Annotated in this window: 24 protein-coding genes and 1 pseudogene; 20 read left to right on the plus strand and 5 right to left on the minus strand. The window is 64.6% G+C overall.

Annotation, left to right across the window (positions count from 1 at the left end; all coding sequences use genetic code 11):
• The first annotated feature begins 23 nt into the window (after nt 1-23).
• From BBJ41_RS35365 to BBJ41_RS35375, 3 genes are read left to right on the plus strand one after another with little or no spacing between them, the layout of a single operon-like run.
• Nucleotides 24-788 carry an SDR family NAD(P)-dependent oxidoreductase gene (locus tag BBJ41_RS35365; protein WP_197680921.1) on the plus strand — a complete coding sequence of 255 codons (765 nt, stop codon included), beginning with the start codon at nt 24-26 and terminating at the stop codon, nt 786-788.
• Between the two features lie 35 nt (nt 789-823).
• The gene (locus tag BBJ41_RS35370; protein ID WP_069750952.1) at nt 824-1,141 is read left to right on the plus strand and encodes a hypothetical protein; all 318 of its coding nucleotides are present in this window, start codon (nt 824-826) and stop codon (nt 1,139-1,141) included.
• 20 nt (nt 1,142-1,161) lie between these two features.
• Nucleotides 1,162-1,905: a 4'-phosphopantetheinyl transferase family protein gene (locus BBJ41_RS35375; protein ID WP_156814976.1), complete on the plus strand. Its 744-nt coding sequence runs from the start codon at nt 1,162-1,164 to the stop codon at nt 1,903-1,905.
• 121 nt (nt 1,906-2,026) lie between these two features.
• Here BBJ41_RS35375 and BBJ41_RS35380 read toward each other — a convergent pair whose 3' ends face one another.
• Nucleotides 2,027-4,090, minus strand: a complete 2,064-nt coding sequence (locus BBJ41_RS35380) for a putative bifunctional diguanylate cyclase/phosphodiesterase (RefSeq protein ID WP_069750954.1) — start codon at nt 4,088-4,090, stop codon at nt 2,027-2,029.
• 544 nt (nt 4,091-4,634) lie between these two features.
• Here BBJ41_RS35380 and BBJ41_RS35385 point away from each other — a divergent pair.
• From BBJ41_RS35385 to BBJ41_RS39990, 8 genes are all read left to right on the plus strand, one after another.
• Nucleotides 4,635-4,862: a hypothetical protein gene (locus BBJ41_RS35385; RefSeq protein WP_156814977.1), complete on the plus strand. Its 228-nt coding sequence runs from the start codon at nt 4,635-4,637 to the stop codon at nt 4,860-4,862.
• Between the two features lie 159 nt (nt 4,863-5,021).
• Entirely contained in the window at nt 5,022-5,954 is a 933-nt protein-coding gene (locus BBJ41_RS35390) for a hypothetical protein (RefSeq protein ID WP_069750956.1), read from the plus strand.
• A gap of 178 nt (nt 5,955-6,132) precedes the next feature.
• Complete coding sequence (locus BBJ41_RS35395; protein WP_069750957.1) at nt 6,133-7,149, plus strand: helix-turn-helix transcriptional regulator; 1,017 nt, start codon at nt 6,133-6,135, stop codon at nt 7,147-7,149.
• Between the two features lie 30 nt (nt 7,150-7,179).
• A complete protein-coding gene (locus BBJ41_RS35400) occupies nt 7,180-7,515 on the plus strand; it encodes an SHOCT domain-containing protein (RefSeq protein ID WP_069750958.1) in 336 nt (111 codons plus the stop codon).
• A 34-nt stretch (nt 7,516-7,549) separates the two neighbouring features.
• On the plus strand, nt 7,550-9,133 hold the full coding sequence (locus tag BBJ41_RS35405; RefSeq protein ID WP_083282114.1) for a hypothetical protein: 1,584 nt from the start codon (nt 7,550-7,552) through the stop codon (nt 9,131-9,133).
• Nucleotides 9,134-9,173: 40 nt separating this feature from the next.
• Nucleotides 9,174-9,773 (plus strand): hypothetical protein, encoded by a 600-nt coding sequence (locus BBJ41_RS35410; RefSeq protein WP_069750959.1) that lies wholly within the window; start codon nt 9,174-9,176, stop codon nt 9,771-9,773.
• Between the two features lie 9 nt (nt 9,774-9,782).
• Entirely contained in the window at nt 9,783-10,772 is a 990-nt protein-coding gene (locus tag BBJ41_RS35415) for a hypothetical protein (protein WP_236872210.1), read from the plus strand.
• 90 nt (nt 10,773-10,862) lie between these two features.
• Nucleotides 10,863-11,156 (plus strand): YkgJ family cysteine cluster protein, encoded by a 294-nt coding sequence (locus tag BBJ41_RS39990; protein ID WP_083282115.1) that lies wholly within the window; start codon nt 10,863-10,865, stop codon nt 11,154-11,156.
• Between the two features lie 21 nt (nt 11,157-11,177).
• On the opposite strand, the gene BBJ41_RS35420 is transcribed toward BBJ41_RS39990, so the two are convergent.
• Complete coding sequence (locus tag BBJ41_RS35420; RefSeq protein ID WP_069750961.1) at nt 11,178-11,783, minus strand: TetR/AcrR family transcriptional regulator; 606 nt, start codon at nt 11,781-11,783, stop codon at nt 11,178-11,180.
• Nucleotides 11,784-12,049: 266 nt separating this feature from the next.
• Here BBJ41_RS35420 and BBJ41_RS35425 point away from each other — a divergent pair, with 266 nt between their 5' ends.
• Together BBJ41_RS35425 and BBJ41_RS35430 are read left to right on the plus strand one after the other, a co-directional pair.
• Nucleotides 12,050-13,174: a Rieske 2Fe-2S domain-containing protein gene (locus BBJ41_RS35425; protein WP_083282117.1), complete on the plus strand. Its 1,125-nt coding sequence runs from the start codon at nt 12,050-12,052 to the stop codon at nt 13,172-13,174.
• A 13-nt stretch (nt 13,175-13,187) separates the two neighbouring features.
• Nucleotides 13,188-14,924, plus strand: coding sequence for an FAD-binding protein (locus BBJ41_RS35430; protein WP_069750962.1), 1,737 nt, complete (start codon nt 13,188-13,190; stop codon nt 14,922-14,924).
• Between the two features lie 172 nt (nt 14,925-15,096).
• Here the strand turns inward: BBJ41_RS35430 and BBJ41_RS35435 are convergent, their stop codons facing one another.
• Nucleotides 15,097-15,984, minus strand: a complete 888-nt coding sequence (locus tag BBJ41_RS35435; protein WP_069750963.1) for a LysR family transcriptional regulator — start codon at nt 15,982-15,984, stop codon at nt 15,097-15,099.
• 103 nt (nt 15,985-16,087) lie between these two features.
• Here BBJ41_RS35435 and BBJ41_RS41430 point away from each other — a divergent pair, with 103 nt between their 5' ends.
• The 6 genes and pseudogenes from BBJ41_RS41430 to BBJ41_RS35455 all read left to right on the plus strand — a co-directional run bounded on the left by BBJ41_RS41430 (nt 16,088) and on the right by BBJ41_RS35455 (nt 21,836).
• The gene (locus tag BBJ41_RS41430; protein ID WP_197680922.1) at nt 16,088-16,360 is read left to right on the plus strand and encodes a hypothetical protein; all 273 of its coding nucleotides are present in this window, start codon (nt 16,088-16,090) and stop codon (nt 16,358-16,360) included.
• A gap of 120 nt (nt 16,361-16,480) precedes the next feature.
• Nucleotides 16,481-17,671: a zinc-binding metallopeptidase family protein gene (locus BBJ41_RS35440; RefSeq protein ID WP_197680923.1), complete on the plus strand. Its 1,191-nt coding sequence runs from the start codon at nt 16,481-16,483 to the stop codon at nt 17,669-17,671.
• Nucleotides 17,672-17,765: 94 nt separating this feature from the next.
• Entirely contained in the window at nt 17,766-19,208 is a 1,443-nt protein-coding gene (locus tag BBJ41_RS35445) for a purine-cytosine permease family protein (RefSeq protein ID WP_069750964.1), read from the plus strand.
• A gap of 6 nt (nt 19,209-19,214) precedes the next feature.
• Nucleotides 19,215-19,367, plus strand: a pseudogene (locus tag BBJ41_RS40895) (polyamine ABC transporter substrate-binding protein); the annotation flags it as partial.
• Between the two features lie 259 nt (nt 19,368-19,626).
• Complete coding sequence (locus tag BBJ41_RS35450; protein WP_069750965.1) at nt 19,627-20,346, plus strand: response regulator transcription factor; 720 nt, start codon at nt 19,627-19,629, stop codon at nt 20,344-20,346.
• Nucleotides 20,346-21,836, plus strand: a complete 1,491-nt coding sequence (locus BBJ41_RS35455; RefSeq protein WP_069751469.1) for a sensor histidine kinase — start codon at nt 20,346-20,348, stop codon at nt 21,834-21,836. The genes BBJ41_RS35450 and BBJ41_RS35455 overlap by 1 nt, the downstream gene beginning before the upstream one ends.
• A gap of 31 nt (nt 21,837-21,867) precedes the next feature.
• Here BBJ41_RS35455 and BBJ41_RS35460 read toward each other — a convergent pair whose 3' ends face one another.
• Together BBJ41_RS35460 and BBJ41_RS35465 are read right to left on the minus strand one after the other, a co-directional pair.
• Entirely contained in the window at nt 21,868-22,968 is a 1,101-nt protein-coding gene (locus tag BBJ41_RS35460; protein ID WP_069750966.1) for an AraC family transcriptional regulator, read from the minus strand.
• A gap of 150 nt (nt 22,969-23,118) precedes the next feature.
• Entirely contained in the window at nt 23,119-23,574 is a 456-nt protein-coding gene (locus BBJ41_RS35465) for a carboxymuconolactone decarboxylase family protein (RefSeq protein WP_069750967.1), read from the minus strand.
• A gap of 49 nt (nt 23,575-23,623) precedes the next feature.
• Here BBJ41_RS35465 and BBJ41_RS41350 point away from each other — a divergent pair, with 49 nt between their 5' ends.
• Entirely contained in the window at nt 23,624-23,881 is a 258-nt protein-coding gene (locus BBJ41_RS41350; protein ID WP_167362248.1) for a hypothetical protein, read from the plus strand.
• Nucleotides 23,882-23,906 lie beyond the last annotated feature (25 nt).

The following is a 23,906-nucleotide window of genomic DNA, read 5'->3' on the forward strand; positions in this document are numbered from 1 at the left end:
GCATCGGAACGACGGAGGGTGACGTGGCGAGCGTTTTCATTTCCGGCGTCAGCGACGGGATCGGGCACGCGCTGGCCGCGCACTATCTGGATCGAGGCTGGACCGTGTACGGGCTTGCCCGGCGTCGACCCGATGCTTTGCTGGCGCACGCAAGGATGGTTTTCAGGCAGTGCGACCTGCAGACGCTCGACGAGACGACGGACTTGTTCGACGGGGCGTTCGCACCCATCGCGCAAGACGGTGTGTCCGTCGTCTACCTGAATGCGGGCGTGTCCGGGGCGGCGCCCCGGCGCGCTCGTGAATGTTCGCTCGACGAGATTCAACGGACGCTGACCGTGAACACGGTGGCGAACAAGCTGCTGCTCGATGCGTTCATGGCGCTGCCGGTGCGTCCCGGGGTAGTGGTTGCGTCCGCATCGATCGCGGGGGTGCGGTTTCGCGCCGGGATGCTGCCGTACAGCGTATCGAAGGCCGCGTTGCTGGCGTTGTGCGGGGTCTACGCCGAGGAGTATCCCGACGTGTTTTTCGCGGTGCTGGGCATGTGCAACGTCGATACCGCGCTATCGCGCGAGATCGTGTTCAGCCCGCGCATCGCGGAGTTTCCGGAGCATGCCCGATTGAACGAGCGATTCCGCACGCCGGGCTATGCGGTATCGCCGGAGCGGCGTGCGGCAGATGTGTTCGACCTCATTCATCCGGCGCCGGATGAACGCCTGACGAGCGGCCGGTTCGTCGAGATTCGGGCGCTGCTCGCTCCGCACGGATCGGAGCAACGTGTCGCCGGGTAATCTTTTTCCAAAATTTGAACGTAAGGAGCACGACCATGCAGGATCAACTGAATGCAATGCTGACCGAGGCGATCAAGAGCCAGGACCCGTATCTCGAGCACCCGGTCGATCTGTCTCTGGGGCGCGACGCGAAGCTGTACGCGGAAGCGGGGCAGCTCGACTCGCTGAGTCTCGTGACGATCATCGCCGATCTCGAAGAGGCGATCTTCAAGAGCCTGGGCGTGCGCCTGCAACTTGCCAACGAGCGCGACCTGGCCGTCGAGAACTCGCCGTTCAACACGTTCGGGCGGATGATCGACTATATCGAGGAGCGAGTCCGCGAAGCGTTGCAGAAGGCCACCGAGGCCGCGTGAGCGTCACGGGGGCGCGTGCGATGCAGACGCACGGCACAGGTTCGGTATGGCCCGAGCCGGGCTGCCCGCCGCTGTGGGATACAGCCCGGGCGGGGACTGTGCTGGTGCGTTACGCTGACGCGCGCCCGTTGACGGTGACGTGGGCCAATCTGGCTGGCGCGCCCGCCGGCGACGAGCGGGTGCTGTCGGATGCGGAATGGGCCCGTGCGCGGGACATCGACGACGACGGCCGCCGCGCGCGCTTCGTCGCCGGGCGAGCGTTCGTGCGTCGCGCGCTCGGGGGCTGCATCGACGGCGAGCCTTATGGCGGCGAGTTCGTCGCGGGCAAGTTCGGGAAACCCGGTTTGCCGTCGCCTCATTCGTCGCTTGGCTTCAACGTGTCGCATGCCGGCGACCTGATCGTCGCGGCGATCAGGCCGGGGGGCGCGATCGGCGTGGACATCGAGCGGCGCGACCGCGCGATCCCGCCGAAGCTGACGGATATCGTCTTCAACCGCGACGAACAGGACTGCCTGTCGCGATGCGGCGACTGGCGTGTCGCTTTCCTGCTCGGTTGGACATGCAAGGAAGCGGTGCTCAAGTGCGTGGGCTGCGGACTGCTTCGCGATCCGAAGCGCATCAAGGTATTCGTCGACGACGACGGCGTGCGGGATGCGATTGCGTACGAGTATTCCGAACAGGGCGAGCTGGTCGGAACTTACCGGATCATTCCGCTGCCTTGGGTGCGGGACATGCTGGGGGTGATGGCGATTCGATGCGAGTGACGCGCGGGCGCGGTCACGGGTCAAGCCGGTTCGCGTCAGCCGCGCTCCATGCGGTATCGCATCGCTGACGAGGCCTCCGTCAGTGAGTTACAGCCTCCCGACGAATTCCCGATAACGCCAGTCAACGCGACGACGCCGTCTCGGTAAAGTTCTCGGCGGGCATCGGCCGCCCGAGCAGATAGCCCTGTAGCGAATCGCAGCCGAGTTCCGTCAGGAATTTCTGCTGTGCAACGGTCTCGACGCCCTCGGCAACGATCGTCAGGTTGAGCGTTCGGCCCAGCGCGATGATCGCGGACACGATCGCAGCGTCCTCGGTATCGTGCGTGAGGTCCCTGACGAAGCCGCGATCGATCTTCAGTTCGCTGGCCGGTAGTCGTTTGAGATAGAGCAGGCTCGAATAACCGGTCCCGAAATCGTCGATCGAAATCCGCACGCCCATGCCTTGAAGCTGCTGCAGAATGCACAAGCTCGCGTCGGCGTTGCGCATCGCGGTCGATTCGGTGATTTCCAGCGTCAGACAACCCGGTTCCAGCGCGTGGCGTTCGAGCGCTTCACGGACGGTTTGCACGAGCCGCTCGTGGTTGAACTGCAGCGCGGACAGGTTGACCGCGACATTCCAGCCCGTGCGCCCCGCATCGCGCCATTCGCGCATCTGTCGGCATGCTTCGTCAAGTACCCACGTGCCGATCGGCACGATCAGCCCCGTCCTTTCCGCGAGCGGAATGAACTGCGCCGGCGAGATCAGCCCGCGAGCCGGATGCATCCAGCGCAGGAGTGCCTCGACGCCGACGATCGGGCCATCCGGCGCCTCGAACTTGGGCTGGTAATGGAGCACCAGCTCGCGGCGCTCGAGCGCGAAACGCAAATCCTGAACGAGTTGCAACTGCTCGTGCACGTTCGCGTTCATCGATGCTTCGAAGAGGCAATACGCATTGCGACCGCTTGCCTTCGCGTGATACATCGCGGCGTCGGCATTGGTCAGGAGGTCGTGTTGCCTGGTACCGTTGAACGGGTAGAACGCAATGCCGATGCTGGTCGACACGCGCAGTGCGTGATTCGCGATGTCGAACGGCTGCTGGATCGCCCAGATGAGCTTCTCCGCGACCACGGCGGCGTCAGCCGGGTCGCCGACGTTCACGATCACGACGAATTCGTCGCCGCCGACGCGCGCGACGGTGTCCTGTGCACGAACGGTCTCCTCGATGCGCCGTGCGACCTGAACCAGCAGCAGATCGCCGACGTGGTGGCCGTATGCATCGTTGACGGCCTTGAATCCGTCGAGATCCATGAACATCAGCGCAAAGCTCGCGTTCGAGCGATTGGCAACCTGGATCGCCTGATCGATACGGTCTTCCAGCAGCATCCGGTTGGGGAGCCGGGTCAGGTTGTCGTGCAGCGCCAGGTAGGTCAGGTTCCGGTTGGCTTCGGCAAGCGAATGCGCGAGCACCGAAGTTCGTTCCTCGAGCCGCAGATTCAACACCGAGGTCAGCAGTGCGATGGCGAGCACCGCCAGCGTCACGATAACGATCAGAATTGCCAACCAGTTGTTGTTTACACTGTTTCGTATCGCGCCACACACGCTGCCGGCCGGAAATTGCGCGGCAGCCATGCCCGTGTAGTGCAGGCCGACGATCGCAGTCGCCATGACGATCGCGGCGGCCATCCGAAAGATCCACGCCATCGACGCGTGGCGACGCAGCGTGAGCGTAATCCATAGCGCCGTACCCGACGCAACGATCGCGATCAGGATCGACAGGCAGAAGACGGCGGGAACGTATCGAATGCCGGGCGACATGTCCATTGCGGCCATACCGGTGTAGTGCACGCCTGCCACGCCGAATCCCATGAGCAACGCACCGCCACAGAGGCGCGGCCGCGTCAGCGTATCCCGGGTGATCAACCATAGCGCGAGCCCGGATAACGCGATCGCAATCAGCAGCGACAGCAACGTAACGGCCGGGTCGTAACCGAGCGGAATCGGCAACGTGAAGGCCAGCATGCCGATGAAGTGTGTCGACCAGATGCCGATGCCCATCACGAACGTACCGCCGGCGAACCACCAGTGCGCCGCGCGCCCTCTGGCGGTACCGATCCTGCCCGCTATGTCCAGCCCGGTATACGAGCAGAGAATGGCGATCAGTACCGATAACAGGACGAGTAGAGGGTTGTGGCTGCCGTGGAGCATCGGGTGATTTGTTTCATTCTTGAGTCGGCGGTTCTGCCGGACATGAATCGGGCGAGCAGCGCAGCGTCAACGTGTCGAGAAGCATTCGAATGCTGCCATATCGGCAACTTTTCGTGCAACTTTACTCGCGCCGGATTGATTGGCGACGCGCGCCACGCGCTCGCCGACGACCGGCGATCGGGTCTGCAGTTTTGCTCGCGGCGGTACGGGAGCACAGTCCGCGGGTGTCATGGCGCATTCGGGGCAAGGCAGTACAGTTCACCGGCGATGACAGGTAGTCGCTCCTGAAAGATCGCCATGATTCGTATCGGCAATTGCCCGATTCGTCGGCATGGCCGCCGCTGGCGACCTGTCACCGGTAGCATTTGAACGAGCTACGCGCTCGTGGTGAACTTCACGGCTCTGGAAGAGCGAGGACGCTAGTCGACGCTGCGCGGGAACACAAGCCGCCAGGTCATCGCGTTCCGTAAAATGAAACGACCCGGTTGGGCACGCAGGCACAGCCCGCTTGAGCGCGGCCGCGATCTGCTCCACCGAGTATTGCTTGCGCTTCATCGCCAACTTCCCGTTCCTGCCGGGAAAACTGCCTTCGCAACACCGACACTCATTTGCGTCCAGGATTTCGAGCGCAGATCAGTCCATCGACCACGAGGTCTTTCAGACTGTCGTGACCGCGATGCTCTTCGAGCGCGAATGGCTTGTCCGGTATCGACCGGATCGAATTATTTCGGCGCCGGGTAACGTGCTCGGCGGTTGCATGCCAATCAAGTGAAGCGGGTAAAGAAATGAAGCGATTGGCCGTTAACAACAATCGTTGACGGCGTAATAACGCATGGCGAGTGTGCGTCGAGCAGCGAGCGTTCGGCTTTCAACCAGGCTCGAAGTACTCGCAAAAACCGTTGGCGAGCTCCAACCAGAACGAAGAGACAATATGACGCGACTCAGTACGGCAACGGGGAAAAAGCAGTTTGAATACCGGGGAAACGCAGAAACCGGCGTTGAACTCTTTTACGGAGACGGGTTGAAGACTTCCGGGCGCGTAAGCGCGGAAACAATCCGTGCGCTCCTCGTCGAGTTTGCATCGAGGCCCGGGCCGGTTCATGTCGGAACCAGCTTCAACGACCCGCGACTTGGCAGCATTGGTGACTGGTTGCTTAACCGCGAAAGGCAGAATCTCGCATGCTATCTGGTTCCGACGCTGGAGCATCTCGGCCTGGGCGCGTATGACGCCACTCGCCGGCGGTTCTCGTTCGTCGAGCATAGCGGCAATGGAAGTGCAGACACGTCGGACGCACGGACATCGTTGATGCCGACCGAGAGTTTCGACGGCGGGTCGCTGGCAACAGAGGCCGGAAAAATGATGTCGCGTATTGCCGAAGAGGTGAGCAGGCTTGCGCTGCCTCCCGTCCGGCGGATCGAGTGTTCGCTGTCCGACTTCGCCGATGCCGAGGCATTGCGTTTGCGCTTGAATGACTGGAACCTTCCTGAAAGCGGCGAGTTCGTCGTATACCGTTTCCAGACCGAGGCGCCGGAGGCATTCCACGCTGCGTTCCCTGACAGGACGGCTTGCTCGTACAAGCTCAGCCGCAAGAATGAACTGACGGATGATGGCGTCACGCTCTATGTCGGAAGTTCAAGAAGCTTCGCAAGCAGGCTGCAGCAGCATTTCGGCTTCGGTCCCGAGGGAACCTATTCGCTCCACCTGAAGCGTTGGGTTCCGGAAACGCTGTGCCGTACGCCGCTGGTGCTCGAGTATTGGACCGTGCTTGACGGCAAGCAGACGCGGCCTATTGTGCTCCAGGCGCTGGAAGATTATCTCTGGGACCACAGCCAGCCTGTATTCGGCCGGCGCGGCTCGAAATAGTGATGTCCGATAGCGGCGCGCCCGTCATAGAGTCCCGAGACATTTCGCCGTAAGGTAGACGTCTTTCCTGGGCACCGATGCGGCCAGAGCGAACTCGGCGGCGCAGGCAGCCTGACGGAACCTGCTGCCTGCCAACGGCCACGAGACTCAAGGTGACTACACACGCGACACCCGACTCATGGCCAAGCGCCCCGACACACTGAATACGACCATTCTCGCGATTGAATTGCTACGACGCATTCCGAGGAACAGGAAGGTCACGGCCGCCGAACTACATGAACAGCTACAGCATGCCGGACTTGACCGCGACCTCAGAACAATTCAGCGCCAACTCGAAACGCTTTGTGAACATTTCGACATTGAGTGTGATGACCGAAGCAAGCCGTACGGGTATTGCTGGAAGTCTCAATCGAGCGGGCTGTCACTGCCTGTACTCAGCGAGCAGGAGGCATTGCTCCTGCTGTTGGCGCAGGCGTACCTGAACCGTTTGCTGCCGGCCGGCGTCATGAAGTCCATGGACGGGTTCTTCGAGCAGGCGCGGAGGAACGTCGGCCCCGCCGTCGCGGAAAGACCCAGTCAGCAGTGGCTGCAGAAGGTTCGGGTCGTCAGCCCGACGCAGCCGACATTGCCGCCAAGAATCGAGGATGGCGTGTTTGACGCCGTCAGCAACGCGCTCTACGCCAATCTCTGGCTCGAGGTGACGTATCAGAACGCGGCAGGCAAGTCGAAGTCTGCCGAAGTGATGCCGCTCGGATTGGCTCAACAAGGCGTGCGTCTTTATCTCGTGTGCCGCTACAAAGGGTATGCCGAGGAGCGCATTCTGGCCTTGCACCGCATCGTCACGGCCAGTGCGACCACACGACCGTTCGAGCGACCCGCCGACTTCAACCTGGAGCAGTACGAGGCCGACGGCAAGTTTGGCTTCGGCAGCGGAAAGCGAGTGCGGTTGCGTTTCTGTATCGAACGGGAGACCGGTCTTCAATTGCTCGAGTCGCCTCTGACGCCTGACCAGGAGGTCAGCACCTTCGACGACAGACTGGAAATAACCGCCGTGGTGGTAGAGACGGTGCAGTTACATCGATGGTTGCTTGGCTTCGGGGAAAAGGTCTGGGGCGTGAAACTCGACGACGCCGACGACGGGCACGCCGAAGACGGGGAGCGGGACGCGCTGCGACACATCTTGTCGTCGCCGTGAATAGTATCCACCCATGGGTTGTCACTGCCGATGGCATTGACCGATTTCAACAGCCTGAGAAAAGGATCGTCCATGGGTAGGTTGATTGTTTTCCTGATACTTGGATTCGTTGCTTATAGCGTGCTCAAACAATCGCAGAAAGTCGCACGCGTCTTCGAGCCGCCGCAGCGACGGGCGTGTCGGCCCGAGCCTGAGACGCTGGACGTGGTAACGACAGAGGGGCCGGCGCGACAAGCGACGAATGCTCAAGACTGGGCCGACGAGGTGAAACGGTCATACGATCTTTTCAAAGCCGGAGCCCTCACGAAAGAAGAGTTCGAGCAAGTGAAAACGCAATTGCTCGCAAAAGTAGGCGCTGAAGCCTGATTTGACGTAATCGGCGGGTTTGCCGCGAGAGACCATGGAAAATAAAGAAAATTTGCCCGAGAGCGTCCAGGATGCACACGCTCACGACAAGGCGAAACAGCAAACCGGAACGAGCAAGGATATTTTTCGTGCGGGCATCTCGCTCGCGTCCGACGAAACGGTGCGCCGATACGGCAGCGCCGGCGCGGAATTCGTCAAAGGCTATCGTGGTGTCGACAACGAAACCGGGCAGAAATTCGCCAAGGGTCTTGCCGACATCGCGAAGCACAAGGTCAACAGCGACCCGCTCGAAGCCGCGAAGAACATCAAGCAGCAGGCGGGTTTCTCGGCAGAGGTGGCGGCGACCAGCCGCGACAACGCCGAGGCCGTCATTTCCGGGTCCGGGGTTCGCACGACACGTAGTGACGACCTGGCAGCCTTTGGTCGAAACCACAATGTGGTGGACCGCGTCCAGCTTCTCGATGGGCAAATCATCGAGGGCTCGCAGGCCCAGATGAAATTCGTGGGCGATCGCAACGATCTCTTTTCCAAAATTGCCCGAGAGGACGGCAAGTTCGCTCGCTATCGCGGCGTGAAGCTGGAACTGCCGTCCGAGCAGTACGACGGCGCGCAAGCGTATTGCCAGAAACGGGCCGAACAGTTGCGCAACAACGCACAGGCGGCCGAAGCGAAGGGAAAGCCGGACGTTGCCGCGAAACTGCGTCGCGAGGCAGAGAACTACGAAACACTGGGCGAGAACGTACGCGATAGCGGCTTGACGACGGAGCAGGCCATTTTCTACCGCGAGCATCCCGAGCTCGCGACGATTCTCGATATTGCCCGCACCAGCCATCGTGCCGGCATGGAAGGCGCGAAGTATGGCGCCGTCATCGGCGGGACCATTTCCGTGCTCAAGAACACCTTTGCCGTGGCGCAGAAGAGGGCATCGCTCGGGGACGCCGCACTCGAAGTGGCCAAGGATGTCGGCAAGGCAGGGGCGCTGGGTTATGGCACGGCCTTTGTCGGCGCGGCGACGAAGTCGGTCATGCAGCAATCGGGTCACGCAGGCGTGCGTGCGCTGGCGAATACCAGTGTTCCGACATTGGCGGTCACCGCTTGCCTGTCGCTGGGCGTGTCGATAAAGCGCTACGTGCACGGCGAAATCAGCGAATCGGAGTTCCTCGTCGAAGTGGGCGAGAAGGGCGCCGGCATGCTGTCGAGCGGTATGTTTGCCGCGCTGGGACAGATTGCCATTCCCATTCCGTTCGTCGGTGCCGCCGTCGGCGGCATGGTGGGTTACACCCTGTCGTCGATGTTCTACCAGAGCGCGGTCGAGGCCTCCAGGGCGGCCGAGCTGTCGCGCAAGAATCTCGCGCGCACGCGTGAAATTGCCGCAAGGGCCCATGCTTGCCTTGCGCAAGAGCGCATTGCGCTGGAGACCTTCTATGCCGAGGAAATGCCTCGGTTGCTTGAAGAAACGCGTGGGCTGATTCGAGCGGTCGATGCCGGCCATGAAAGCGCCGATGAGCTGGCTGCTGCCGTCAATCGATTCGCGGAGTTGTTGGGCAGGGAGTTGCCGTACGCGTCGCAGCAGGAATTCGATTCATTCATGGCATCCGATATGCCACTGAAACTGTAATGCCACCGTATAACCAAGTGAGGACCAACCGGGGATAGTCATGCTGTTGAAACAACTTTCAGACGAAGATGCGCGCGTCTTTCTGTGCGTGGCCGAGCTTTTGAGCTTGTCCGATAAGCCGATTCTTTGGGACGGCAAGCAACGGAGCGAGATTGCGGCCAAGGATATCGGGAGCGCAAAAATTTCGCTCAAGCGCAGCGAACAGCAAATCGAGGCGATGAAGGCGCTGGTGGAAGCGACGTCCGGGACGGGGGTGGCGGCGCTCGGCGCGATACTGGGTGATGTTTTGGCGAATGAGTTGTCTCGCTCGCAGGTTGAAAGCCGCCTGATTCAGCGTCTTGAATCATTGCCGCTTGATTCCATGGATGACCAGGCTATCCGGGTAAGCATCGTCCGTGAACTGATGAGCCTGGCGCTGCGGGGCAAAAAAGCGGCGACGCCATTCGTGCCGAAGCTGATGCTCTTTGAATTGATGCTGTTCGTGCTTGGCGACGGCGGAATTTCCGGGATTCAATGGAATCTGCTGGAGGAATTCAGCCATCACTATCGGATCGATGATTACATCGTCCAGGATTTGCTCGAGCGTGCCGAAATCACGCACCAGGAAGCGCAAAAAACCATCGCCATCATTCTCGAATAAGGAAAAATCATGGTTCCGATTCTCATCGGGGGCGCAGTCGTCACCGGGTTGTATGGGGTTGTCAAGGGCGCACTGGGCGCGAAGGATCACAGTAAGGCATCCGAGCTGAACGACAGTGCAACGTCGATCGTCGATGTGGCAAATCGCGGTGTCGAAGAGCAACGCAAAGCGACGAATGCGATGCTGCAGGATTACGGTGCACGGAAGCTGCGTGCATTCAACGGCACCATTGCCGATTTTCTGGAAGCGTTTGGCCGCCTGAAGAATGTCGAGCTGGTGGGTACGCCGGAGCTGGACAGGCTCAACGATGGCGATTTTTCGACCACGACGCTGCAAGGCCTTCGCGACGACTACGCGCTGCTCAAGAGCTCGGGCCTCGGGCTGGGTTCGGGGCTGACGGGCGGTGCGGCGATGGCGTTCGGGGCATACAACGGCACGATGCTGTTGGCCACTGCGAGTACCGGCACGGCGATTTCGACGCTGAGCGGCGCAGCCGCGACGAACGCCACGCTGGCCTGGCTGGGCGGCGGTTCCCTGGCGGCCGGCGGCGGCGGTATGGCGATGGGTGCGATGGTTTTGGGCGGGCTCGTGGCGGGCCCGGCGCTCGCGATTTTCGGCCACATCGTCGGCAACAAGGGCGAAGAGGCTTTGAACAATGCTCGCAGCAACATGGAGCAGGCGAAGGTCGTCAAGGAGCAAGCCGCCGTCATGTGCGGCAAGCTCGAGGCCGTTGAACGCGTGACGTCCCTTGCCAATACGACGTTCTCGAAAATCAGCTCGAAACTTCGCCACGGCGTTCGCGATCTGAATGGCGTCATCGGCAGCAGCGGCGAGGACTACGCGATGTATTCCGATGAAGCGAAAGCAGTGGTCTTTCGGTCCGTCAAGTTTGCGCAGCTTCTGAAAGCCATGATCGACACGCCGATTCTCGACAAAGAGGGCAACCTGGTGCTGTCGACCGAGAAGCGGGTTGAAGAGATCGTTGGCCTGATGGCCTGAACGCCCGGACTTGTCAGCGAAAAGCCCCGACTTGCCGCCGCATCGGTGCGGTGCGGGACGGGGCTCGTCCCGAGCTCATTCGAATCGCCTATGACCGAAGTTCGTCGCCCGTTTCCCTGTACCGGTTGCGGCGCTTGCTGCAGACGCGTCGGCCTGGTGGCTGAAACCCGATATCTCGATCGGGGAGACGGCGCTTGCCGGCATTACGACGATGCCCGGAAATCCTGCGGGATTTACGAGCATCGTCCGCTCGTCTGTCGCGTCGAGCAGTATTACGACGCACACTTTACCCAGAACTACAGCTGGGATGAATTCGTCGCGCTGAATCTGGCGGTTTGCACGCAGTTGGCGGCCGAGGACGGCGTTCTTCCCGCCCACCCGTGAAGCGGCCCGTATCGCGTTGCGCTACTGCGGCGCCTTCTTGCGTCGCGCAGCCGGCGGCCCGCCGGCCGGCGCCGCGTCGAACGTCCACATCAACCGCATTTGCGCGCGCATCGCGGGCTCGTCGGCGGGGACGATGCAGTATGCGAGCCCGATGCGGCTGATCAGCGCGATGATGTCGTCCAGCGCCGGCGCCTCGCGGCCGAGCGAGGCCGCGTATTGAACGTAGGGCCTTTCCAGCACGCTGCGCCACATCGGCGCGATGTTCTCGACGATATAGCCGAACACCTCCGTGGACGCGCTCGTCGCCAGGTAGTTGTGATGGAAGCCGCCGTGGTGGCGATCGCGGTAACGCACCGCGAAGCACACGCATTCTGTGCAGTACGCGGCGAAGTCGTGTTCGAACGCGACGAGGCTGCGTTGCATCTCGTCGAAGAACGCGGCGTTCTCGACGCTGATCACGGCCTGAATCAGCTCCTTCTTCGTACCGAAGTACCGGTACAGCGTGCGCCGTGAAATGTTCGCGCGCTGCGCGACATCGTCGATCGCAAGGCCGTCGATCCCGTGCTCGATCATGGCGTCGAGGGCCGCGCGCAGGATCGCGTTTCGCCCGTCATCGACGCTGTCCATTCTGCTGGCGTCTCCCCAGCGCAGTTGCCGCTCCATACCCGTCCTCGATGCCGCGCGCCGCGCGGCGTGTCCCGATCCATCGATCGCATTCGTCAACGGCGGATTTTCTCACAAGTTGGCACACAACCAGAATTTGTGCCATTATGCGTCACAAATAGCGATGTTTGTGACATAGTGCGCAGGCCAGAACCGTCCCGGTCTGGCGCGTTCCCGGGCGGCGTCCGGCGATGCCGAACCTTGCCCGCCTTGACTGGAGGAGACGAGCGATGAGCGATTTCACCGTGCCGGCAGGCAGACACCCCATTCACCGGATTCACGCTGCACCGATCGAGTCGCGCTATGCGCGCGGCTGGCACTGTCTCGGGCTGGCCGACGACTATCGCGACGGCAAGGCACACGGCCTGTCGATCTTCGGCACGCACGTGGTCGTGTTCCAGGGCGGCGACGGGCAACTGCACGTGCTCGACGGCTATTGCCCGCACATGGGCGCCGACCTCGCCCACGGGCGGATCGACGGCGATACGCTGGTGTGTCCGTTTCACGGCTGGACCTGGGCGGGAGACGGAACCTGCGCGGCGATCCCGTATTCGCAGCGCATCCCGCCCAAGGCGCGCATCAAGTCGTGGCCGGTGACGGAGCAGAACCGCCTGCTGTTCGTGTGGAACGATCCGGAAGGCCATGCGCCCGATCCGTCGCTCGCGATTCCGCGCATCAATGCGTGCTTCTCCGATGCATGGAGCGACTGGGCGATCGCCAAGTGGGTGATCGACACGAACTGCCGCGAGCTGATCGACAACCAGTCCGACATGGCGCACTTCGGCCCGGTGCACGGCGCGCCGATCGACTACTTCTGCAACACGTTCGCCGGCCCCGTCGCGTACCAGAAACTGCGTGGCGGAAGCTCGCGGCTCGCGGCGAGTGGAGGCCTGACGGCGGATTCCGCGTACTTCGGCCCGGCGTACCACGTCACGCTGATGACGGGCGAAGCGCAGGGGCAGCCGATCAATTCGATCCTGCTCAACAGCCACGTGCCGATCGACACGAACAGTTTCGAGCTGCGCTTCGGCGTGATGGTCCAGAAGAACCCGGCGCTGACGGAGGAACAGAACCGCGAGATGGTGGACGGCTACGTAGAGGCCGCGCAGTCGGCGTTCCGCGAGGATGTGGCGATCTGGGATCACAAGACGCGCGTCGACAACCCGCTGCTCTGCGAAGGCGACGGGCCGATCTACCGGCTGCGTCAGTGGTATCAGCAGTTCTACACCGACGTGGCCGCGCTGCCCGCGCAGCATGCGGCCGTCGAGGTGCACGAGTACCGCGGGGACGATACGGGCTGGCGCAAGCTCGCCGACGTGCCGGCCGATGCGGCGAGCCGCCTTTCGACGATCTGACGCGAGGGGCGACATGCACGACGAACGACACGATCGGGGCGAGCACGCGACATACGACGTGGTGGTGGTCGGCTCGGGTGCGGGCGCGATGACCGCGGCGCTGCGCGCGCACGACCAGGGCCTGTCGGTCCTGGTCGTCGAAAAGAGCGCCGTCTATGGCGGCACGACGGCCGTATCGGGCGGCGGCATCTGGATTCCGTGCAACGACCAGATCGCCGCGCTCGGCGGCAGCGATTCGCATGACGAAGCAGTGACGTATTTGCGCGATGTCGTCGGCGAGGACTTCGACCCGCAGCGGATCGACGCGTATCTCGAGAACGGGCCGCAGATGGTCGCGTATCTCGCGAAGCACGCGCAGACCCGCTTTCACGCGGTGCCGCGCTATCCCGACTACTACCCGGACCGCAAGGGCGGCAAGCCCGGCTACCGGACGATGGAGCCGGCCGCGTTCGACGCCGCGCGCCTGGGCGAACACTTCGACACGCTGCGCGCACCGTCGCCGTCGACGCTGATCGGCGGGCGCATCGCGATGACGCAGATCGAAGCGCACACGATCGTCACCAAGGAACGCGGCTGGCTACGACTCACCGCGAGGCTGATGCTGCGTTACGCGACCGATTTCAAATGGCGACGCCGTACGTCGCGCGACCGCCGGCTCACGCTCGGCAATGCGCTCGTCGCGAGCCTGCGCGCGGCGCTCGCACAGCGCGGCATCGCACTGTGGCTCGATACGCCGATGCGTTCGCTGCAGGTCGAAGGCGAACGCGTGAGCGGCGTGATCGTCGAGCGGAACGGGCAGCGTGTCGTCGTGCGCGCGACGCATGGCGTCGTGCTCGCGTGCGGCGGGTTCGAAGCGAACCAGGCGATGCGCGAGCAGTACCTGCCGAAACCGACGCGCGCCGAGTGGAGCGCGGCGCCGCCGATCAACACCGGCGACGGCATTCGCGCGGGGCTTGCGCTCGGCGCGGATGTCGCGCTGATGGATTTCGTGTGGGGCGTACCGACGGTCCGCGTACCGGGCGAAGAGAAGCAGCGCGGGTTGTTCGTCGAGCGTTCCGCGCCGCGCTGCGTGATGGTCAATCGGCTCGGGCGACGCTTCGTCAACGAATCCGCGCCGTACCCGGACGTGATTCACGCGATGTATGCCGATCATGAGCGCACGCAGGCGAACGTGCCCGCATGGTTCATCTTCGATGCCGAGTATCGCAAGCGCTATCCGTGCGGCGTGCTCTTGCCCGGCAGCGTGCAGCCGGACAGCAGGATTCCGGCCGGCTGGCTCGATTCGGTCATCTATCGCGCCGATACGCTCGCGGCTCTGGCCGCGAAGATCGGCGTGAACGCGGACGGGCTCGCGCAGACGATCGTGAAGATGAACGGCTATGCGGCGACCGGCGTCGATACCGAATTCGGCAAGGGCAACAACGTGTTCGATCGCTACTACGGCGACGCGTCGTCGAAACCGAACCCGTGCCTCGGGCCGATCGAGCGCGCGCCGTTCTATGCGATACGCATCGATCCGGGCGAGATCGGCACGAAGGGCGGATTGCGCACCGACGCGCACGCGCGTGTGCTGCGGCCCGACGGCTCGGTGATCGCCGGCCTCTATGCGCTCGGCAACACGTCGGCGGCGGTGATGGGCAAGACCTATCCGGGGCCCGGTTCGACGATCGGGCCGGCGATGACGTTCGGTTATGTCGCGGCCAACCATATCGCGGCCGAACGGCACGCAGTCGAGGCCGTGACGCCGTAGACGACGAACGGCGCGGCGGCGTGAAGCAGTGCGGCGGAAGGCGCGCTTTCGTCGCCGTGCGGGGCGGTACGCGAGCTGCGCACCCCAAGACAGACTTCGGGGTTCCAGTTGGCATGCTTTCCGCCGATGTTTGCCGGCGAGCGAATGCCTTGCCAGGGATGTGTAGCCACTTTCAGCGCAGCGCGAACAACGTCCTCAGCTTCGCGAGATCCCCGTTCAGCCACGCGATCACGTCCGTCTGCCGGCTGCGCAAGCTCCACAGCAGGTCGACCGCTTTCAGGAACGCGGAGCGCTGATACTCGTGCGGCAGCACGCACAGATCCCGGTTGCCCGCGTCCGCGAGCAGGTGCTCGGGAATGAATGCCCAGCCGAGCCCCTTCTTCACGAGATCGACGAGCTGCGTCTGGTTCTCGATGTGCCACATGATTTCCGTATACCGCCCGAACACCGAACCGCTCTCCGCGTCGCGATCGGCTGCGCGCAACTGGCGCACCTGCGCCAGATCGCGATTGCTGACGGCCTTCAGCGCCGCGAGCGGGTGGCTGCGCGCGGCGACCGGCACGAACTGCACATGGCCGAGCGTCGTCGCGCCGAATTCGACCGGCGTCGATTCGACGGTCGCCGCGATGCAGATGTCGAGTGCGCCGTGCTTGAGCAGTGCGGCCGCGTCCGCGCTGTTCGGCTGCAGCAGCTCGAGCTGAAGCTCCGGGAAGCGCTGTTCGAGTTCGAGGCACAGCAGATGGACGGCCGCCTGCGGCAGGATCGGATCGATGCCGAGCCGCAGCCGGTGCCCGCGCCCGCCCGCGAGGCTGTATGCCTTGCGCTCGAGCGTCGCGGCTGCGTTCAGCGTGGCTTGCGCGAAGCCGAGCAGCACCTCGCCCTCGGTCGTCAACGACACCTGGTGAAGATCCCGATCGAACAGGCGCACGCCGAGGTCGGCCTCGAGGTTCGCGAGCGCCGTGCTGACCGTCGATTGCGCCTTGCCGAGCCGGCGCGCAGCGGCCGACAGCCCGCCGTGCTTGGCGATCGCGATGAAGATCGCGAGATGATCGAGCGTCATGTTGGTTATCGATAAATTCGATTACGGTCAATTATGCCATTCGATGGGGCAGCCGTAGCATGTCGTCGCGAAAAGCGATTCGATAACCAAGGAAGGAGACGATATGCGCGCAACCAAGCGGTCGGTATTCGACTGGATCGACAGCCATGCGGCCGAGCTGTCCGACTGGCACCAGGTGATCTGGCATTTCGCGGAGCCGGCGTTCCGCGAATACAAGTCCAGCGCGTGGTACGTCGAGCAACTGCGGGCCACCGGCTTCGACGTCGAGGCCGGCAGCGGCGGGATGCCCACCGCGTTCGTGGCGACGTTCCGGCAGGGCGACGGCCCGACGGTCGCGACCTACGCGGAATACGACGCGGTGCCCGGCAACTGCTAGGCCGCGTCGACGCGACGCGAGCCGCGCGGCCACCTGTCGCGTTTTGCGCCGGGCCACACCGATCCGCATTCGGCGCTCGGCATCAGCGCGTTCGGCGGCCTGCTGGCCGCGAAGGACGCGATGGTCCGCCACGGGCTGCAGGGCACGCTGAAATTCTTCGGCGAGCCGGCGGAGAAGCTGCGCGCGTCGAAGCCGATCCACGCGGCGAAGGGTTACTACGACGGCCTCGACGCGGCGGTCAGCTTTCATCCGACCTACCTGCTGCCGCTGTGCAATACGACGGTGTGGGATACGCACTGCGGCGTCGGCTACAACTACATCTACACGTTCACCTGCGACGATCCGGAGAACTGGATCGCGTCGGACAAGCTAAGCCCGATTCCGCAGAATCACCTGGCCGCGCGCGCGCCCGGCGCCAACGACGCGCTGATCCATTTCTACCAGCTCAACGAAGGGCTGCGCCGCTCGATGCTGCCGGCGACCGGCCTGTGGAGCTTCAACGAGGCGATCCTCGTCGCGGGGCAGGCGACCGCCGACAACCTGCCGCCGCACATCGCGCAGATCAACTTCATGGTGCGCACCGATTCGGTCGAGCAGGCCGAGACGATCAGCCAGATCATGGACCAGAACGCCGCCGCCGCCGCGCAGGCGACCCATTGCAAATGGAAGAAGACGTGGGTCAGCAAGTCGCGCGGCGGCCTGCCGAACCATGCGCTCGCGCGTGCGACCTACGAGAACCTCGAACTCGCCGGCGCGCCGAGCTGGAACGGTGAAGCGATTCGCATCGCGCAGGAAATCCAGCGCAACCTTGGCCTCGATGCGATGAGCGAGCCGTTCCTGCCGGTGACCGAGCAGCTCATCGATCCGGAGGCGTGCGAGGCGGCGCTGCGCAAGCAGATGCCGTCGTGGCAGAAGTACATGACGTCGGACGATTACACGGAATACACGTGGCATTGCCCGACGGTGCGCCTCTACGTGGCGCGGCCGATGCTGAAGGCACCGCCGGGCTTCGTGTATCCGGACTGGGTCGCGAATGCGCTCGGCGGCATTCGCGAGACGATCGATCCGATGATCGTCAGCGCGTCGAAGACGATCGGCGCGACGCTCGTCGATCTGCTGGAGAACGGCGACCTGCTGCGCGCCGCGCGTGACGAATTCGCGCAGCGCACGGACGGCGGCGTCGGCGGCGGCGCGTGGGCACCGCCGATGCTCGAAGCGGACTTCCGCGTGCCGCACCAGTATCGCTGGCCCGAATACGTGACGACCGTGCGCGGCGAGGAGTGGACCATTCCGTACCGCGACGACGAGTAACGCGTCGCACGGTTCGATCCGTCCGCACATTCATTCGAACGATTCCAATGACCCGACCGGCCGGGCTGCACCCGGCCGTCGCAGGAGACAAGACATGGAACATGTCGCCCAAGCGTCGCATTCGTCGGCCATCGAAGGCCGCTCGATCGACTATGTGCCGAAGCACGAGCGGAGCGCGAAGCTCCGTCACCAGGGACCATTCTGGTTCGTCGGCAATTTTCACTTCCTGACCGTATCGATCGGCTTCGTCGGCCCCGCGATGGGGCTCTCGGCCGTCTGGACCACGCTCGCCGGCGCGCTCGGCATCATGTTCGGCACCGTGTTCATGGCGTTCCACGGTTCGCAGGGGCCGGAGATGGGGTTGCCCCAGATGATCCAGTCGCGCGCGCAGTTCGGCTATCGCGGAGTCGTGCTCGCGCTGGTCGCGGCGCTGTTCGTGTTCTTCGGGATCAACGTCGTCAACGTCGCGCTGATCGTGGAGGGCGTGCGCAACATCCTCGGCTTCGATTCGAAATCGGTCGGCCTCGCCGCGATCGCGATTGGCGCGGTGCTCGCGATCTACGGGCACGACGCGATGCATCGCGCATTCAAGTGGTCGCTGTATGCGACGCTGCCCGTCTACGTGATCGTCACGCTGCTCGCGATCACGCATGCGGGCGGCGCAACCGCCGGCACGCCGATGGCGAACCTCGGGTTCAACTGGGTCGCGTTTCTCACGCAGTTCGCGGTGTCCGCGAGCTACAACATCGGCTACGCGCCGTACGTATCCGACTACACGCGCTATCTGCCGGCCGATACGCGCCGCAAGCCGCTGATTGCGGCCGTATTCGTCGGCGCGTCGCTGTCGGGCGCGTGGATGATCGCACTCGGTGCGGCGCTCGCGCAGTCGCTGTCCGCGACGAACGTGCTGACCGCGATCTACGGCCTCGGCAATGCAACGGTGCCGGGCCTCGGCGCGCTGCTCGTGATCGTGGCGGTCGTCGGGTTCGTGCCGATCATCGCGCTGAACACGTACAGCGCGACGCTGACCGTGCTCACGGGCGTCGACAGCCTGCAGTCGCTGACGCCGGGCCGCCGCGCGCGCGTGACGACGATCGTCGCGATCAGCGTGCTGCTCGGTGCGTGCATGCTGTTGCTGAAGGGCAGCGGGCTGAACCTGTTGAACCTGTTCCTGACGACGCTGCTGTATTTCCTCGTGCCGTGGACCGCCGTCAATCTGGTCGACTATTTCTTCGTGCGCAAGGGCCATTACGTGATCCCGCATTTCTTCCGGCCCGACGGCATCTACGGCACGTGGCAGGCGACGGGGATCGCCGCCTACCTGATCGGATTCGCGGCGATGATTCCGTTCTTCAGCATCTTCGATCCGTCGACCGGTAAAGCAGTGTTCGTCGGCTTCGTCGCACAGCGGCTGCACGAGATCGACATCGCGTGGCTCGTCGGGCTGATCGTGTCGGGCGGTGTCTATTACCGGCTGTCGCGGCGTCTCGATCTCGCTGCGGAAAGGGCGCTGATCCGCGTGCATGAAGCGACGTAACGGGCGGCGCGCCGGTACGTGAAGCCCGAGCTGGCGAACGATCCGACCACCTATCCGCCGGAAGCCGTGAAGAAGACGCTGTTTGCGCTCAAGCCGTTGCCGCCGGAGATCCAGCGGCTCGTGCACCGGATGTGGACGGCGTTCAAGTCGGGGCGGTGAGGGTTGCGATCGCTGCCGGGGCATGCAGCGGAAAGCCTTGCGGGCACTGGATCGTGGTGCGGGCGCCACAGAAAGATAAATAAAATGTGATCACTTCCCGCCGCAAAATTTTGCACAATGGCGGCAGCGCGGCATTGCGCCGCGATTCGCCCCCGGCAACCGGCGAACCGGCGAACCGGACCGGGGCCGGCCCGAACCGGCCGCCGCCGCCCCGATAACCGCCACCGAACCCGACTCCGACGTGCCGCCGCCCACCGCCATGGACCATCCGAAACGCATCCTGATCGTCGAAGACGACGCCGATATCGCCGACGTGCTGAGCCTGCATCTGCGCGACGAGCGCTACGAGGTCGTGCACAGCGCGGACGGCGCCGAAGGGCTGCGCCTGCTCGAACAGGGCAACTGGGATGCGCTGATCCTCGACCTGATGCTGCCGGGCGTCGACGGCCTCGAAATCTGCCGGCGCGCCCGCGCGATGACGCGCTATACGCCGATCATCATCACGAGCGCGCGCTCGAGCGAGGTGCACCGCATCCTCGGCCTCGAACTCGGCGCCGACGACTACCTGGCCAAGCCGTTCTCGGTGCTCGAACTCGTCGCGCGCGTGAAGGCGCTGCTGCGGCGCGTCGATGCGCTCGCGCGCGATTCGCGGATCGACGCCGGCACGCTCGACGTCGAGGGGCTGTCGATCGACCCGATCGCGCGCGAGGCAAGCGTCGACGGTGCACGCATCGACCTCACGCCGCGCGAATTCGACCTGCTGTATTTCTTCGCGCGGCACCCGGGCAAGGTGTTCTCGCGGATGGATCTGCTCAATGCCGTGTGGGGCTATCAGCACGAAGGCTACGAGCACACGGTCAACACCCACATCAACCGGCTGCGCGCGAAGATCGAGTCCGATCCGGCCGAACCCGTACGCATCCTCACGGTGTGGGGGCGCGGCTACAAGCTCGCCGCGCCGGGCCAGCGGGACGCATGATGAAACTCACGCTCACCCAGCGGCTGTCGCTCGTGTTCTCGATCCTGCTGCTCGCCTGCTCGGGCGCGTCCGCATGGCTGCAGATCCGCGCGAACGACATGCGCGAGAAGGAAGTCGTGCAGGCGCTGTCGCGCGACCTGGCCGCGAACATCGCCAACAGCGCGCCGCTGATGGACGCGAACGGGCTGCGCCCCGACGCCGTGCGCACGCTGTTCAGCCAGCTGATGGGCGTGAACCCGAGCGTCGAGGTGTATCTGCTCGACAACGCGGGCCGCATCAAGGGCGACGATGCGCCGCCGGGCCACGTGAAGCGCGACCGCGTCGATCTCGCGCCCGTGCAGCGTTTCATCGCGGGCGAGCCGCTGCCGATCCTCGGCGACGATCCGCGCAGCCCCGACGCGCGCAAGGTGTTCAGCGCCGCGCCGCTGCAGCGCGCGGGGCAGCCGCCGTCGGGCTACATCTACGTGGTGCTGCTCGGCGAGGCGCACGACCGGCTGGCCGCGCGCGTCGATGCCGGCAACGTGCTGCGCACGACGCTGTGGTCGATGGCGGTCGTCGCGCTGCTCGGCCTGCTCGCGGGCCTGACCGCGTTCAGCTTCATCACGCGCCCGCTGCGCCGGCTGACGGATGCGATGCGCCGTTTCGACGCGAATGGCGCGCCCGACACGCAGCCGCCGGTGCCGCGCTCGCCGGGCCGGCGCGGCGACGACATCGTGGTGCTCGAATCCGCGTTCGCGCAGATGGCCGACCGGATCGGCGAGCAGTGGCGCGCGCTGACGCACCAGGATCAGCAGCGGCGCGAGCTGATCGCGAACATCTCGCACGACTTGCGCACGCCGCTCACGTCGCTGCATGGCTATCTGGAGACGCTGTCGCTGAAGGCCGACACGCTCGCCGAGCTCGAACGGCGGCGCTACCTGTCGATCGCGCTCGCACAGAGCGCGAAGGTCGGCCGGCTCGCGCAGGCGCTGTTCGAGCTCGCGCGGCTCGAATCCGGCGGCGTGCAGCCCGAGCGCGAGCCGTTCTCGCTCGTCGATCTCGTGCAGGACGTGTTCCAGAAATTCGAGTTGGCCGCGCAGGCGCGCGATGTCGCGCTGCATGCGCGGATTCCGCCGCGCGTGCCGGCCGTGTCGGCCGATCTCGGGATGATCGAGCGCGTGCTGACCAACCTGCTCGACAACGCGCTGCGGCATACGCCTTCGCACGGCGAGGTCGAAGTCGCGCTCGAGCCGCGCGGCGACCGCGTGGTCGTGACGGTTTCGGATACCGGCACGGGGATTCCGGCGGCGCGGCGCGAAGGGTTGTTCCAGCGTCCGCAGCGGCCGATGAGCGGCGGCACGTCGACGAGCGGCGGGCTCGGCCTGCTGATCGTGCACCGGATGCTGGTGCTCAACGGCAGCAGCATCCGGCTCGTCGACCGGCCCGGGCGCGGCGCGGTGTTCGAGTTTGCGCTGGCGGTCGCGTCGCCGGCGGCGGGCGACGCGCACTGAATCGGGTCGATGGCGTGCGCGCCGGCGCGGCTTATCCGCCGCGCTTGCGCCGCACGTCGCTCGGCGTGGTGCCGGTCCAGCGCTTGAACGCGTGGCGAAAGCCGACGGCGTCGCTGAAGCCGAGCGTCTGCGCGATGTCCTCGATGCTGAGCGTGGTCGTGCCGAGGTAGTCGATCGCGAGCGCCTTGCGCACGCTCGTCAGCAGTTCGCTGTATGACGTGCCTTCGGCTTCGAGCTTGCGGCGCAGCGTGCGCGACGTCATGCAGAGCATGTCCGCGATCGCGTCGATGTCCGGGAATTGCCCCGGCGTGCGCGTGAGTTCCTGCATCACGCGCCGCGTGATGCCCGACTGGCTGCGCAGTTCGTCGAGCAACTGCGCGCAGTGCGACGATACCTGCGCGGCCGTGATCGGGTTCGCGAGCTGCGGCGCGCGCGTCAGCCACGCGGCCGGGTAACTGAGCGCATGATGCGGCTGATCGAACGCGATCGGGCATTCGAGCGTGTCGGACAGCAGCGTCGCGTGCGGCGGCCGCGGCTGCGCGAACTGCGCGCGCGCCGGCACGCACCACGCCCCCATCACGTCCTTGATGATCGTCACGTGCAGCGAGAACTGCATGTCGATCAGGAAGCGGTACAGCGGTTCGTCGAGATCGGGCAGCGCGACTTCGTGCCGGTCCGGAAACAGCCACGACGCGGTGTCGCCCTGTTCGACCCAGCGGATCGCGAGCATGCCGTTCGCGAGCCGGTGATATTTGACGGCCGAATCGAACGCCTGCGCGAGCGATTCCGAGCACAGCATCGCGTAGCCGTACATGCCGTAGCTCGACGCATGCAGCCGGCGGCCGACCCGCACGCCGAAATCGGTGCCGTCGTAGCGGCGGATCGCGTTGCGTGCGGCGTCGATGAACTGCAGCGTCGACGTCAGCGTGAACGGGTCCGCGACGGCGGCCGGCGTGAGGCCGGTGCCGTCGAGCACCGCGGCCGGATCGAGGCCGGCGTCCGCGGCCACGTCGAGCAGCACGGCCAGCTTGGCCGGCGAGAAGCGCGCCTCGCGCAACGCGTGGGCGGGCGTGGCGTCCGGCAGGCGGTCTGCACGGGCGGCGGTCGGGTTCAAGGGCGCACTGCGCGGCATGAGGGAGTCCTGCGTCCGAATCGATATCGTTGACGGCACGCAATTCTGATCGGGAACGGTCCCATGCGCCATAGGGTTCACCCTGACAGGCCGGCCTGCCCCCCGGTCCGGGGGGGCTTCAGGCAACCTCAAACGGCTTCAGGTGCGGCGTCAGCCGGCCTGGAACACGCCGGCCTGCCACGCGAAGGGCTTCGCGAGGCGGTTCCATGTGTTGATCTGCGCGACGATCAGCGTGAGCGTCGCGAGTTCGTCGCGATCGAAGTGTTCGCGCGTCGCATCGACGAGTTCGTCGCCGATCGCGTGCTCGCTGATGAGCGTGAGCGCTTCGGCCCAGCGCAGCGCGGCCTGCTCCTTCGCGCTGTAGAGGTGGGGGGCTTCATGCCACACGGGCAGCAGGTTGTAGCGCAGCGGGTCTTCGCCCGCGTGAACGCCTTCCTTGATATGGCGGTCGAGACAGTATGCGCAGCCGTTCAGCTGCGACACGCGTGCGCGCACCAGTTCGACGAGCCTGAAGTCGTGGCCGGTATTGTTGGCGTATTCCTCGACGTTGAGCACGACGTCGAGCAGCCGGGCGGGGAGTTGTCCAAACGAGATGCGTTCTGGCATGGCGACTGACCTTTGAGCGGATGGAACAGGATCGTTGCAGGAATGGGTCGTGTTTCCGCTCCCGATTCGGCATGCTGCCGCGATCGGCGGCAGGTATGCAGTCATCCTGATTAAACGGCGATTGGATCCACCGGTGCGATCGTGCGGTGCGGCGGGCGTGATCCGTTGTGCGGATACGCCGGCGCGACGGGCGGCGGTGCGCGGCACGTTCGGCCGCGGCGAACCGGAAGCGAAGCGATCCTATCAGGCGACGCCGGCGGCCGGAATGACCGAATCCCGCATGTTGTTCATGCTGCCGCGACGATAGTCGGCATGCCGCGAACCGGTTCGCG

It is taken from the genome of Burkholderia stabilis (assembly GCF_001742165.1).
In the GTDB taxonomy this organism is placed as follows: domain Bacteria; phylum Pseudomonadota; class Gammaproteobacteria; order Burkholderiales; family Burkholderiaceae; genus Burkholderia; species Burkholderia stabilis.